Source organism: Thalassospira lohafexi (genome assembly GCF_002844275.1).
In the GTDB taxonomy this organism is placed as follows: Bacteria; Pseudomonadota; Alphaproteobacteria; order Rhodospirillales; family Thalassospiraceae; genus Thalassospira; species Thalassospira lohafexi.
Genome location: NZ_NXGX01000001.1, coordinates 248777 through 262309 on the forward strand (window position 1 = coordinate 248777; position 13533 = coordinate 262309).

Genomic DNA, 13533 nt, shown 5'->3' on the forward strand with positions numbered 1-13533 from the left:
TTTTCTTGATCTGATTTTTATGATACAGTTGTACCATAAAAATCAATGCAGGCAAAGTCAGGAGTGAACAAATGCCTGATCAGGAAAAAACGCCGTCAAAGAATAGTGTGGCATGCGACATCCCACCACGTTTGTGGTTGATTGCTTCCGTGATCGGTGCGGGGGCATTTCTGGCGATGATGGATTCAACCGTCATAAATCTGGCGGTTGGGCAAATTGACTCAAAATTCCCTCTCAGGTCAGACGCTATGCCTATTGATGATCGCGTCGGCAGTTCGGGTTTATGGTCAGAACTGCTTCCGGAACTCTCGCCAGGTACACTGACCGTTTCGAGTTACTTGCTGGCTATGGCAGTTTCTTTGCCGCTGACCGGATGGCTTGGCAACCGGTTTGGGAATGCACGTTTATGGGTGATAACACTGGTAACGTTTCTAGGCGGTTCAATCATGTGTGCTGTTGCACCCGACGCAGTGGCCTTGATTGCCGGACGTATCGGGCAGGGGCTTTCGGCGGGAATAATGATCCCGGCGGGACAGGCACTTCTTGGGCGGATGGCCGGTCCAAGGCAGTTAGGGCGTATAATGGGAAGTGTCGGCTTTGCCGTCGCACTTGGTCCTGCACTAGGGCCAGCTATTGGTGGCTGGCTGGTTGAGACGTTTTCATGGCGCTGGATATTCTGGCTTAACATGCCGGTTGGCGCGCTGGCTCTGGTTGGTTCATTTCTTCTGTCGGCCAATGAACCTAAGCAGGCAGATTATAATGCGCACTTTGATGCTCGGGGATATCTGCTATTGGCGACGGGGCTGCTTTTGGCTCTGACCGGGGCTATCCTTGTGCAAGAGCCAAGCCATATGGATTTGGCGGCGGGGATGATCGCGGTCGGGACTGTCACCCTTGTCTGTTTTTTTAAAAGAACACCGTCGTGCGGAAGGTGTCTTGTTGATCCATCCTTGATGGAGGTGGCATGTTTTCGCGCTGGTTTCTTCGCGTCGGGCCTGACGGCGATGAACATGTACGGCGGGTTGCTGTTCTTGTCAGTTTTTTTCGAGACGCAAACCGGTTTAGGGTTGAGCCAGATTGGCGGATTGTTGTTTTCTATGGGGACCGGGGCGGCGTTGGCATTGCCGGTTTGCGGCATGCTTTGCGATCGGTTTGGAGCCGGGGCGGTCTTGTTGTCGGGATCTGGTTTGCTTTTGCTCAATACCGTTGCGTTGATGTTTTCTGAAAATGGCAGCTTTATTATGCTGGCTATACTGTTGGCGTTGCGCGGTGCGGGTCTGGCATTGACTCAGATGCCAGCAGTGACTGGCGCCTATGTTTCGGTGGATAAGGGGCGCATGGGCGATGCGGCTACCTTGATCAATCTGGTGCAGCGGGCCGGGGCCTGTATCGGCGTGGCGGTTATCGCAACGCTGACAGCATGGGGCGGGCTGCCAGATATGCTGTCGGGATTGGTCTTTTTGCTGCTATTGGCAGTTGCAATGACATTGCCAGCATTACAGATGATGCGCGCGGAAAATCGAGTGGGATCAGTCCGGTTGTAACGGTGATACCTTTTTGGCTGGTGGCGTTGTGATGTCCGGTTTTGGAATGGGAACGCCTATTCTGTCACCAAACATCACAATTGCTGCGGCAAGCACGATCAGGAAAGCCCCAACCAAGCTCACCGGTGCGGGGAGCAGGCCAAACACGGTAACATCCAGCAACAGCGCCCAGATCATTGCGGTATATTCGAATGCGGCCAGTGTCGATGCTGGGGCGCGTGCCAATGCTTCGGTCATGAAAATATGGGCCAGTCCACCGGTCAGCCCCGCTCCGGTCAGGCAGGCCAGAACTTTGAAGGATGGATCAGCCCAGCCAAACGGCAGGGTCAGCAACCCACCCAGCGAGCAGATCACAGCAAAATAAAACGCGATGGTGCCAGCTGATTCCGTGCTTGTCAGGGCCTTGATCTGAACCTTGGCAAAGGCGGTGGTGACGGCCATGGCAAGCCCAGCCCCAATGCCGAGCAGAACACCAGTATCGATCCCCGGTGTTGAGAGTGTCGGCCACAGCATCAGGAACACGCCGCCAAACCCGGCGAAAGTGGCGGTAAACACGGCAATGCCAGGCTTCTCCCGCAGCATGACCATGGCAATCGGTAAAACCAGAAGCGGTGCCAAGAAGCCAAGTGCGGTTGCAAGAGCAAGCGGTAGATAGGCCAAAGACAGGAACGAAAAGAACATCGACACGACGCCAAATGTGCTGCGTTTAAGATGTCCCATCGGGCGCGCGGTGCGAAGTCCACGCGGGAACTGGCGTCGCCACATCAAATACATCACAATCGGGATCAGCGCGACGGAGCTTCGCCAGAACATGATTTGGCCCACCGGTGCCTCAAAAGACGCCAGCCGGACAAAAAGGCTCATAATCGCAAACAGGCCGGTCGCCGCTAACCGCAAGCCAACACCGGACCAAAATGTATTCATTCCTGCTAACCTCCGACATGCTTCCTTTATCAATACCGGAACCCGTCAGGTTTGCATGAATGACAAATTCTCATATCTGGGCTGAAGAAAATTTGCGACTTGGTCGCAGGTGCCGAGGTTTTGCAGGGTGAAGGCAAATATCTGGACGCTTAGTGCATAGATATGGACAAACGGCATAGTGACATTGCCAGATTGCTTCAAAGTTGTGCTCATCAGAAAGGGTGCCGTTGCCAGATACGATGAAATGTCATCGGGCGATGGTGCAGGTCGAAAACCAGGTAGGGAAAGGCCTTTGATGATGTTAAGCGCGACGTACTGTAGCGGCGATGATGTCATCGCGTGCAGACAGCCACCTCACCAGCGTCCAGTGGTGATTATTGAACAAAATCTTGCAAACCTTGATCAGGCGATTACGCAATACCTTGGTCTTGGGGATATTATTCTTGTGCCCAATCCGTATCATGGCCTTCATATGATACGGATGTTCGAGGCCGAGAATATTGAAATTATGGCGGTCGTGGGCATTCATCCCGCGCACGATACAACGCTTTGGGCAGTATAACGCACAAATCTCCCCGATCGTCTAACAAAAGCCTGAAAAGGACGCCCAACCGTACCACGTCGGTTGGGCGTTGTGCCATTAGATCAGCCCGTAAAGCCAGCTTTCATAGCGTTTGTCGACAAGGTCATTGGTGTTTGTTGTTTGGCGTTCGTTAACCACGGCCCCATTGCGGACTTCGCCCGGTGTTGTGTCGTACTTTTCACGGAATGCCCGGATAAAACTGGCGTCGCTGGAAAAGCCGCACTCCAAAGCAATGTCATAGATCGAAGAACGGGCCCTTAAAGGATCGTTCAACAGCGATATTGCCTGACGTAACCGCATGTCGCGAATGTAATTGTAAACACCGCCATAAGGCGCAAAGTAATTGTACAGCTTGGACCGAGAGACCCCAAGATCATGTGCCGCCTGACGTGGGTTCAGATCCGGTGAGCCAAGATTGTCGCGAAAGTAACGGCGCATGCGGACCATGTTCATGATGCCGTTTCGCTGATGGCTTGTTTCACGGGTGAGGCCGGTTGCCGTGTTGATGCAGTTTGCGAACATCAAGGCGAATATTTTCTCGACAGTACTTGACTGTTGATGAGTGAGAGAACGGACATTTTTGTGCAATGAGATCAATTGATCACGCAGCATTCGGACCATCGGGTCGCCTGGATCAAGAAACCGTATGCAGTGATCGTTCGGTTGATGAAGTAATTCTTCAACAAGGGGACGCGGGATGACCAGTGTTAAGGTCTGCAAATCACTTGTCTGGGCTATAAATGGTTGTGTCAGGTCATAGACAACAAGGCCATTACGTTTTATTTCCGTGCCGCCCTTACCGGTTTCGCAATGAACCGTACCGTTGGTGTAAAGGCCAACGCCATAGTGGTCCATACCGTTGCCAGCAATCTGACTATACGCACGTTCAAAACTTTGTTGCCGTGATTTCACATCCATCAACATCAATGAGCCGAAAAGATGAGACTCAATACTTGACGTAAAGTTTTCTTCGCGAACTGTTTTGTCGGCTTCGACCCCAAAAAGACAATTGATTGAGTCTTTCCAAACGCCATAGCGTTCATGCATTGGAAGGTTATCGACCGTAAAAAAAGAGCTGGAACAACCAGCTGACGCCTGTTCCGATTGCATTGTTATCTTCCCCAAATGGCCTACATGGCACGCATCGGATGATGCATTATTTGAAATGTGGATTGGGTCAGGCTTACTTGCCTATCCACTAATGTAAGATAACTTAAATTAACCAATAGTGCAAAATCACTTATGTATAGGCATACTAAAAGTGTTAATTAGAATGCTGAGAAAGTGGTAATGCACCGTCGTGCGGTACAGGGACTCTCGGGATAGACCACAATGTCCGAGCCAAGGACCACGTGTTGCAGGCCGACGTCTGGTTGTCAGGCCGAAGAGCCAGGGAAACAGTTTTCGTACTACTTGTGACGGAGTCCCTTATTTTAGGTGCTTGTATTTCTTACTGTTTTTGTCTTGCGCCTTGAGGCTCGCGCCACGGGTCAGATCGAACTTCGCATACCGTATATTTATATATTCAATTAATTATATATTTGAAAATACTTTAGTATAGTAAATTCTTGAATTTCTACACCAAAGTATTGGTCCGTGTTTCTGTAACGCGCGGATGGCAAGGGTTAGCGGGCTTTTTCTGGACATTATGTAAAATGTTTTGGACGCTCTGCGCATTGGTTTCACGCAATGTGTGATATCTCCGTCTAGACAAAACTAAAATAGAATCTCGAAAGCACAATCCGCTTCGAGCGATCAGGTAGAGCCGTCATATTTCTCCGGGGGAGAAGATGAATTCATTCGAATTACACCCAGCACGCCGTAAAGGAGAGGTCTATCATACAGACCCTGGACGGTATCTGGGGGAAAACTGCCATCTAGACCCAGGCCGTCGGCATGGGGAACCAAACCACGAGGTTTGGAAAGATCTCATTTCGATGCGTTTGACTGCTGCGGCCAAGCGCACCTTATTTTCCGCACAAGAAGCGGAAGATTCGACCTGCTTCGACAATTCCAACGCTGAAAACGCCACAGCAATGATCCGTGCGATTGGCGACAGTGTTGCGGTCCTAAAGTCCATTGTCGATATCATGCCCGCCCTTGAACGATTGATTTCAGTAAATTCTGGGCTTGAAGCCAAGCGCCGAGATCCCAAAACCATTGAGCATCGAACATCGGAAAAGCTTCCGCCCAAGCGATCGCTGACAAATAATAATGGCTGGTCGGCGGATGCCATGATCGAAATGCATAATATGTGTGCCGAAAGCCGCCGAAAGCCAGCGGGAAAGCCGACATTAAACGAAGTATATGAACACAAAGACGACAGCACGGATAATGTGATCCCACCCGGTCCACGTTATTACAAACCGAATTAACGGCTGTCCGGATGGATGGGGTTTTACAAGCCCCCCAATTGTCCGGACCAGTTAGTTGTCTGTGATCAATGATTGCGCCGCCGAAACGACGAAGGTGACTTTGTCTGTTCGGCGGTAGTTTTTTGCGATCTGTAGCGCACCACGCATCCGATTTTTTTCTCTTGGCGCAGCATCCAGCGGTTTACCGGAAATAGCCCCCGGGTGTTTTGCCTGTTGCCTTGCGAAACATGGCAATAAAGGCTGACGTGTTTTCATATCCCAAATCAATGGCGACTTCTGTGACTGGCCGTTCATTGGCCAACCGTTCCAGCGCATACAGCAGTCGCAACTTTTGCCGCCATTCACGAAACGGCATGCCGGTTTCACGTTGAAACAGACGGGCAAGTGTGCGGCTTGACGCACCACAAACCTTTGCCCAGTCATCAAGTGTGCGGTTGTCGGCAGGATCCCCTTGCAGATGTTCGCATATCCTTGAAAGTCGGGGGTCTTTTGGGGCAGGCAAATACAAATTGTCCTGATCCGGGGCCTTTAGTTGATCGAGCAAAACACGGATAAGACGCCCTTCTTCGCCGTCTTCGTCATACTCAGTCGGGATTTCGGTCGCCGCACGGATCAGTTCACGCAACAGCGGACTGACGTCAAGAACCATGCATCGGTTGGGTAGGTTCACCGAAACATCACGTCCGATATAAAGGTGGCGTGCACGGGTTAATCCGCTGCAGGTTACCGCATGATCGGTATGGGGCGGCACCCAGACAGCCCGCTGTGGCGGGACGATCCACATGCCGGCCTCTGTCAGGACGGTCATGGTTCCTTCAATGGCGTATAAGAGCTGGTTCCAGTCATGACTATGGGCGGCAACGTGATAGCCCGCAGGCATATCACTGACCCGGACATAGACCGCACGCGGCAATTCTTTTGGCCGGGGACGGTTGTTGTGATGAATGGGACGGCCTTCAAACGTGTTCATGATGTGGGACATGACATTCGTCCAAATAAAACTGTCTGATTTGCGGTATATATTGGCAGATTATCGTAAGACAGACGATCTCGACAGGTTTAACTTGGTCTCATTCCAAATCAACCATTGTTGTGACAAAGGACCCGCCACCAACGCGGCCCTGTCTGGGGAGACAAAATGTCCAAACAAATCATACCAGAAGCCAGTAATCACGCCGCCCCGCTCGGTGACGTGGCAAATGGTGATGTCGGTGGCCCGGTTTATAAGGGCTGGCGCAACCCCGAAGTTCTTTTGATTGTTATGGCTGCGGCCATGCCGCTGTCCTTTTCAACCTGGATGGCGCTTTTAAATAATTTTTCGGTCGAGATGGCCGATTTTACCGGACGTGAAATCGGAATTTTGCAGTCTTTGCGGGAAATTCCAGGCTTTATGGCCTTTAGCGCGATATTTGTTCTACTGATTTTACGCGAACAGACCTTTGCCTTGCTCTCATTGTTGGTGTTGGGGATCGGGGTGGCGATTTCGGGTTATTTCCCGACGGTGATCGGGCTGTATTGCACCACGGTCCTGATGTCGATTGGCTTCCATTACTTTGAAACCATGCAGCAGGCCTTGTCCCTGCAGTGGGTGAAAAAGGAACGCACCGCGATGGTGATGGGCCGGCAGCTTTCAGCCAAGTCCGTGTCGTCGCTGGTGATGTTTGGCATCGTCTGGGTGATGCTTGAAGTGTTCAATGTCGAGTATCGCTATGTCTATCTGCTGGGGGGGGCGTTGACCGTTCTTGCCGCCCTGTTTGTCTGGGGCGCTTTCCCCAAATTCTCTGATGCGCATCCGCAAACCAAAAAACTGATCCTGCGCAAACGCTATTGGCTGTATTACGCCCTGACCTTCATGAGCGGTGCCCGTCGTCAGATATTTACCGTCTTTGCCGGTTTCCTGATGGTTGAGAAATTCGGCTATGACGCCGCGACCATCACGCTGTTGTTCCTTTTCAACCATGCGATCAACATGGTGCTGGCACCAAAAATTGGAAAACTGATTGCCAAATGGGGCGAGAGACGGGCACTCACGTTTGAATATGTCGGTTTGTTCATCGTCTTTGTGTCCTATGCCTTTGTCGAGAACGACAAGATCGCCGGTGGGCTTTATGTGATTGACCATCTGTTCTTTGCGATGGCGATTGCGATCAAAACCTATTTCCAGAAGATCGCTGATCCGGCTGATATCTCCTCGACTGCGGGTGTCAGCTTTACAATCAACCATATCGCCGCGGTGTTTATTCCCGCAGCCTTTGGCCTGATTTGGCTGTTGTCACCAAGTGCGGTCTTCCTTGCGGGGGCTGCGATGGCGGCCGTGTCGCTGGTCCTTGCCCTTAACGTGCCGAATGACCCGGAACCGGGAAATGAGGTGGTGCGGGGGTATAAATCGGCGCAACTGCATCCGGCCTGATCAGAAGCTTTTAAACTGTCGATTGACGTGACTTTAGAAACGCCTGCGCAATGACGCAGGCGTTTCTGTTTGTGTTTGCCGCATCTTTTTCGCAAAATCTTCAAAATGTTGACCATCTGAACGGGAATAATGTTTCGTGATTAAGTACGTGAACAGGGAAAAGACACATGGCGCACATTCGTAAAACTGGGGCTGTACTCGTCGGGCTGTCGCTGGCACTGGCCAGCGGGACGGCTTTGGCGGACAGTTCGGTCTCGCTTCGCATTCTGGAAACCACCGACATTCATACGCATCTGGTCAATTATGACTATTACCGTGATGGGGCGTCTGAGACGGTCGGGCTCGCCAAGGTCGCGACATTGCTCAAAACCGCACGCGGCGAAGCCGAGAACATGGTCCTTGTTGATAATGGCGACCTTATTCAGGGTAACCCGCTGGGCGATTATATGGCCAAGGAACGCGGACTGAAAAAAGGTGAAGTACACCCGGTTTATAAGGCAATGAACCTTCTGGGGTATGACGCCGCCAACATTGGCAATCATGAGTTTAACTATGGTCTGGACTTCCTCGCCAAGTCACTCGCCGGTGCCGATTTCCCCTATGTCAGTGCCAATATATTTGTCGATGACGGCGATGATAACGCAGAAAACGACAAACCGTATTTCGATCCTTATGTTTTGCTGGATCGTGAATTCGTTGATGATAACGGTAAAACCCATAAGGCAAAAGTTGGCGTGATCGGGTTTGTTCCGCCGCAAGTCATGCAATGGGATAAGGCCAACCTCGCCGGTAAGGTGATTTCCAAAGACATCGTCGATATGGCGAAGAAATACGTGCCGGAAATGCGTGCCAAGGGGGCGGACATCGTTATTGCGGTGCCTCATTCCGGCTTTTCGACCATGGAACGCCATGGCATGGAAGAAAACGCCACCTATTACCTGTCCGAAGTTGAAGGCATTGATGCCATCCTGTTTGGCCACGCCCACACGGTGTTCCCCTCAGAAGACTTTGCCGATGTCAAAGGTGTCGATCTTGCCAAGGGCACGATTAATGGTGTTGCAGCCGTCATGCCGGGCTTTTGGGGCAGTCACCTTGGCGTGATTGACCTGCAACTGAATGTGTCAGATGACGGGACATGGAGCGTGGTCGACAGCCTGTCGGAAGCCCGCCCGATTTATCAGCGTGAAGGTCGTGAAGTTACCCCGCTTGTCGAAGCCGACCCCGATGTGGTCGCAGCGGTAAAAGAAGAACACGAAGCCACCATTGCCTATATGCGCGAAGGTGTCGGCACAACTGAGGCCCCGATCAACAGCTTCTTTGCCTTGGTGGCCGATGATCCGTCGATCCAGATCGTGACCAATGCCCAGAAATGGTATCTGGAAAAACTGCTGAACGGTTCGGAATATGACGGTATTCCAATCCTCTCAGCCGGGGCTCCGTTCAAGGCCGGTGGTCGTGGCGGCCCGGATTACTTTACCGATATTGCAGAAGGCAAAATCGCGCTTAAGAACGTTGCGGATCTTTATATCTATCCCAACACAGTCCGTGCGGTACTGCTGAATGGAGATCAAGTTCGCGAGTGGCTAGAAATGTCGGCCGGCCAGTTTAATCAGATTGATCCGAACAGTCGCGAAGAACAGCCGCTTATTAACCCGGATTTCCCGACGTACAATTATGACGTGATTGACGGGGTTACTTATCAGATCGATGTCACCAAACCAGCCCGCTACAACAAGGCGGGTGAGGTCGTCAATGCCGACAGTCACCGTATCGTCAACCTGGCATTTGAGGGCAAACCGGTGAGCGCTGATCAGCAGTTTGTTGTCGCGACCAACAACTACCGCGCCGGTGGTGGGGGCAATTTCCCGGGGCTGGATGGATCGACCATCATTATCGAGGCACCCGATGAAAACCGCACCGTTCTGGGCAACTATATTCTGTCGGAAAAGACGATTGACCCGAAGGCGGATGGTAACTGGAGCTTTGCCCCGATTGGGGATGCGTCCGAGGTGACGTTCGTCACCAGTCCAAAGGCATCATCGGCGGTCAATGCCCCTGACGACATCAGCTTTATCGGCGAAGATAAGGACGGTTTTGCCAAATATGTCCTGCAAACCAAATAATGATTGATGTTTGGCCGGACCCGCCTTGCGCTATGCTTGGTGTGTTCCGGTTCAGAATATGAAACTGAAAAAGCCGCCCGGATGTGTCGGGCGGCTTTTTGAATTCTGGAGGTCGTTCTAAGCTGATCAGCTTATTTCTTTGCGCCGGGGCGCTGTGGGCCTCTGTTCGGACCGCCCTGCTGCGAAGGCGGATTGTCTTCACGAGGGTTTTTGCCGTTCAAATAGGCCTGCGCGCAATGTTCATCGCAATAGGGTTTGGTCGGAATGTTTTTCTTACCGCAGAAATAAAAATCATCCGTATCCGGATCACCAAACGGCCAGCGGCACATGCCCGGCCCGAGATCATAGATAGAGATGCCTTTGCTCTGCTGTTTCGGCGCAGGAGCCTTTTTCTGTTCGGCTTCTTCCGCGCGGCGCTGGATCGGGGAGGGGCGCTTGGGCAGTCCCAGGCGGTGTGCCTTGCCAACCACAGCATTCTTGCCAACGCCCAGTTCTTCACCGATGCGTGCCGTGGTCCAGCCCTGATTCCAGAGCGAAGTCAGCAATTCAATCTTTTCCGGCGTCCAGCTCATTTCGAGTATATTCCGTGTTCCGTTGTCTGCCCGACGGTATGTTACCGATGACAGATGCTTATTGTTCGATGTCAAACAGGGATACAGACGTATCTACTAATATCGCGCAACGCAAGTGTCATGGAGATTCGCACCACGACCAAGATGCGCGAACAGCGCAATTTGCATGTTGGTGCAGTAATGTAAAGGGGAGATCGTCATTTGAGCTGGTTTTTCATATCTGTTGTGGTGTTCTTGGCGGGCCACATCATCCCCGGTCTGATGCGAAATCAGATCGTCGGATGGATGGGGCGACGGGCCTATGTTTTCTGCTTCTCAGTGCTTTCGCTGGTGTTGCTGATATGGGTCATTCACGAAGTTCTTGTCGCTGATTTTATACCCCTTTGGCCGTTTGCCCCATGGCAGGTCTATGTCGCGCTGTGCCTGATGTTGCCTGCATGTATTTTGTGGGCCGCGGCCATTCTTCAACCCTGTCCATTGTCGATCGGGCGAAAAAATGGTTTTGATCCAAATCGCCCCGGGATTAACGCATTTTGTCGGCATCCGTTGTTGCTTGGGGCATTCTTGTGGGGGCTTGGACATGTGTTGCCAAATGGGGATCTGGTCGCTGTAATATTCTTTGGCGGAAGTGCTGTTTTTGCTCTGGTCGGTTTTGCCAGAATGGAAAAAATCCGCATGAAAGAGATGTCGAAGGCTGAAATATCTGAGATTTTGGCAGGGACTCGGCGGTTTGCACCGCGTGCAGTACTTCATGGTGCGATTGGTCTGGGTGAAATTGGTTTGGGAGTGATGATTTATGCCTGCCTGATCATCGCCCACCAATATGTCATTGGCATCAGTCCACTTGGGGCGCTCGGTGCATTTGGTGGTTAAGCGATATTTGTTTTAAATGCGTCTTTCGATGTGTTCTTGACCACGGTGCTTGCAAGCCCGGCCTTTGATAAGGATACTATCTTTACCGCGCATGCATTCTGTGCCGCTGCCGGTTACGTAAAGCGAGGTACCATGACTTCTTCCCAACTCGCGACAAGTTTGGCGAAATTCGCTGAAATGGAAGGCCGTCATCCACGACTTCTGTTGGCGACAGCATCTTCGCATGAGGAACGTCACCATAAAAAGGTCGCGACCCTGTTTGCCGATGGCGGCTTTGACGTCGACGTCGCACCCGCACATTCAGATGCACAATCGATTGCACGTCAGGTCATTGATTGTGATGCGGATATGCTCGTCCTGATCAGGACCTCGATGACGGCTGATGACCGTGTCAGTGTCGCAGACATCATCTCGTCGCTTGATGCCCTGGATGGGGAATATGTGAAATTTGGCATTGTCGGCCACCCGGATGACCCGGCGAAAAGTAATGTCGATTTCCTGTGCGATCTTGACCATCTCAAAACCACTGACTGCGAAGCTTTGATTGAATATATTTTGGCCGTTGAAGAAGGACGTGTTGCACAACATATTTAAAGTGCTATCGAATCTTCTAATATGAAACAGGCAATGATTTCGAAACCCTTTCGGGTGCATAATAGTTGCCCCCGGAAGCGGGATGTTTAATCAAAGGACGTATTGATGGGATTGCTCAAGGAAACGCTGATGCGCGTCTTTGTCGGCAAAAGTGGCCGGGAGGCCATTAACGCCTACAACAAAGCGCAATCCCTCGAAGTCCGTGATACGGCAGCCGCCGAACAGATGGCGACCAACGCCAGACAGGCGCGCCGTATTGAAGATCGCGCCATGGCCCATCAGGAAGACGGCATGTCGCTTGAAGAAGCCCGTGCTCTTGCTTTGGCAGAAACCTTGACCGAGCAGGCCGACGCGCCGCATGCGGCAATCCTCAAGGCATTGGACGCCGCCGACGTCAAACTGGGCAAAAAGAAAAGCAAAATGCCGACCAAGGCAGACGCGCGGCGCGAAGAACTGATCGCAGAAGCCGTGTCGGCCTTGCGCAAAAAGCAGGTTGATCTTGATAAACTTGATCCAGACTTGCGCGCCAAACTGACGGTCATGGCCGTTGGTGCATTGCTGGGCGGGCCAAACACCCGCCAATAGTCTGCTTTTGCAGCACCCTGATTGACCCGACAGACAACAGGTTCTAGCGATTGATATCGCGATGAAGGCCCGTGATCAGACCATTGTAATCTGGTTCGTTATCTGCGGTGAGGTAACCGTGCCGGATCAGAAAGTCGATGATCACCAGCGCACAGTTGAATTTGAAGTCAAACCCGCTACGAACAATCTCAGCCACCTCGGCAACTGGCAGAAGGTCAAATCGCTCCACCTCGCCATCGGCACATCTTGGTTGAAATGTCTCGGGCAGTTCCAGATCATAATTGACCATGACATCCGGTTTAAGGCCCTCATCAGTCTCATACAGATATGAAACCGTACCGACCGCCTGAAGGCCATCGGCAAGTGAGGACGGAATGTCGGCTTCTTCAGCGCATTCCTTGATCATATTTTCACGAAAGCCAAGTCCTGCGGGCTGCCCACCAGCCACCATATTGTCGAGCATGCCGGGGTAGGTTGGTTTGTCTTGTGACCTTTTGGCAATCCACATGTGAAGACCATCGGATTTTCGGACATAACCGTTCATATGCACACCCCAGGATCGAAACCCGAAATGGGGCATGGCAAAACGGTCCAGCTGACAGAGTGGCGCTTCTGACAGAGAGGCCCGAACGTCAAACCTTTCTCCGTGCAGGTGCCTTATATGGCCGGTATCGCAAAGCTGAACCGTTGCTCTATGCAAGGTGTCGTTGCGTTGTACTGGCGTCTGAATATGATGGGCAAAACCAAATTCACCATTTTCATCGCGCACGAAGTCACCGCCAAGCCCGATCAGCGCATTGGCAAAATCGGACCGGACGGCACCAAGTGGTGCATTGCCAATGCGAAAGCGCGCATAGCGTGACAGGTTGGCATTGTTGCAGGCTTTGATATGGTCAAGGTAGGACAAAGGGCACTCCGTCGGTTGGGGCGCACTGCCTTGTGATCAAGAT

The 13533-nt window shown here is 51.9% G+C and carries 13 protein-coding genes; 8 read left to right on the forward strand and 5 right to left on the reverse strand.

What is annotated here, in order from left to right:
- The first annotated feature begins 71 nt into the window (after positions 1–71).
- Positions 72–1544, forward strand: coding sequence for an MFS transporter (locus COO92_RS01100; RefSeq protein ID WP_101299143.1), 1473 nt, complete (start codon positions 72–74; stop codon positions 1542–1544).
- Here COO92_RS01100 and COO92_RS01105 read toward each other — a convergent pair.
- Positions 1530–2468 (reverse strand): DMT family transporter, encoded by a 939-nt coding sequence (locus COO92_RS01105; protein WP_101299145.1) that lies wholly within the window; start codon positions 2466–2468, stop codon positions 1530–1532. The two genes, COO92_RS01100 and COO92_RS01105, sit on opposite strands and share 15 nt — an antisense overlap.
- Before the next feature lie 178 nt (positions 2469–2646).
- Here COO92_RS01105 and COO92_RS21930 point away from each other — a divergent pair, with 178 nt between their 5' ends.
- Positions 2647–3030 carry a hypothetical protein gene (locus COO92_RS21930; protein WP_133125021.1) on the forward strand — a complete coding sequence of 128 codons (384 nt, stop codon included), beginning with the start codon at positions 2647–2649 and terminating at the stop codon, positions 3028–3030.
- Positions 3031–3108: 78 nt separating this feature from the next.
- Here the strand turns inward: COO92_RS21930 and COO92_RS01115 are convergent, their stop codons facing one another.
- A complete protein-coding gene (locus tag COO92_RS01115; RefSeq protein ID WP_165792248.1) occupies positions 3109–4098 on the reverse strand; it encodes a helix-turn-helix domain-containing protein in 990 nt (329 codons plus the stop codon).
- 890 nt (positions 4099–4988) lie between these two features.
- Between COO92_RS01115 and COO92_RS01120 the strand changes: the two genes are divergently transcribed.
- The gene (locus COO92_RS01120) at positions 4989–5426 is read left to right on the forward strand and encodes a hypothetical protein (RefSeq protein ID WP_101299149.1); all 438 of its coding nucleotides are present in this window, start codon (positions 4989–4991) and stop codon (positions 5424–5426) included.
- Positions 5427–5607: 181 nt separating this feature from the next.
- On the opposite strand, the gene COO92_RS01125 is transcribed toward COO92_RS01120, so the two are convergent.
- Positions 5608–6408, reverse strand: a complete 801-nt coding sequence (locus tag COO92_RS01125) for an AraC family transcriptional regulator (RefSeq protein ID WP_101299151.1) — start codon at positions 6406–6408, stop codon at positions 5608–5610.
- Between the two features lie 156 nt (positions 6409–6564).
- Between COO92_RS01125 and COO92_RS01130 the strand changes: the two genes are divergently transcribed.
- Together COO92_RS01130 and COO92_RS01135 are read left to right on the forward strand one after the other, a co-directional pair.
- Positions 6565–7836, forward strand: coding sequence for an MFS transporter (locus COO92_RS01130; protein ID WP_101299152.1), 1272 nt, complete (start codon positions 6565–6567; stop codon positions 7834–7836).
- Positions 7837–8003: 167 nt separating this feature from the next.
- Positions 8004–9959, forward strand: coding sequence for a bifunctional 2',3'-cyclic-nucleotide 2'-phosphodiesterase/3'-nucleotidase (locus COO92_RS01135; RefSeq protein WP_101299154.1), 1956 nt, complete (start codon positions 8004–8006; stop codon positions 9957–9959).
- Positions 9960–10090: 131 nt separating this feature from the next.
- On the opposite strand, the gene COO92_RS01140 is transcribed toward COO92_RS01135, so the two are convergent.
- Complete coding sequence (locus COO92_RS01140) at positions 10091–10531, reverse strand: GcrA family cell cycle regulator (RefSeq protein WP_022731092.1); 441 nt, start codon at positions 10529–10531, stop codon at positions 10091–10093.
- Positions 10532–10732: 201 nt separating this feature from the next.
- Here COO92_RS01140 and COO92_RS01145 point away from each other — a divergent pair, with 201 nt between their 5' ends.
- From COO92_RS01145 to COO92_RS01155, 3 genes are all read left to right on the forward strand, one after another.
- Positions 10733–11404, forward strand: coding sequence for an NnrU family protein (locus tag COO92_RS01145; protein ID WP_101299155.1), 672 nt, complete (start codon positions 10733–10735; stop codon positions 11402–11404).
- A gap of 132 nt (positions 11405–11536) precedes the next feature.
- The gene (locus tag COO92_RS01150; protein ID WP_101299980.1) at positions 11537–11998 is read left to right on the forward strand and encodes a hypothetical protein; all 462 of its coding nucleotides are present in this window, start codon (positions 11537–11539) and stop codon (positions 11996–11998) included.
- A 105-nt stretch (positions 11999–12103) separates the two neighbouring features.
- Entirely contained in the window at positions 12104–12583 is a 480-nt protein-coding gene (locus COO92_RS01155; protein ID WP_101299157.1) for a hypothetical protein, read from the forward strand.
- A gap of 43 nt (positions 12584–12626) precedes the next feature.
- On the opposite strand, the gene COO92_RS01160 is transcribed toward COO92_RS01155, so the two are convergent.
- The gene (locus COO92_RS01160; RefSeq protein WP_101299158.1) at positions 12627–13490 is read right to left on the reverse strand and encodes an NUDIX hydrolase; all 864 of its coding nucleotides are present in this window, start codon (positions 13488–13490) and stop codon (positions 12627–12629) included.
- Positions 13491–13533: the final 43 nt, after the last annotated feature.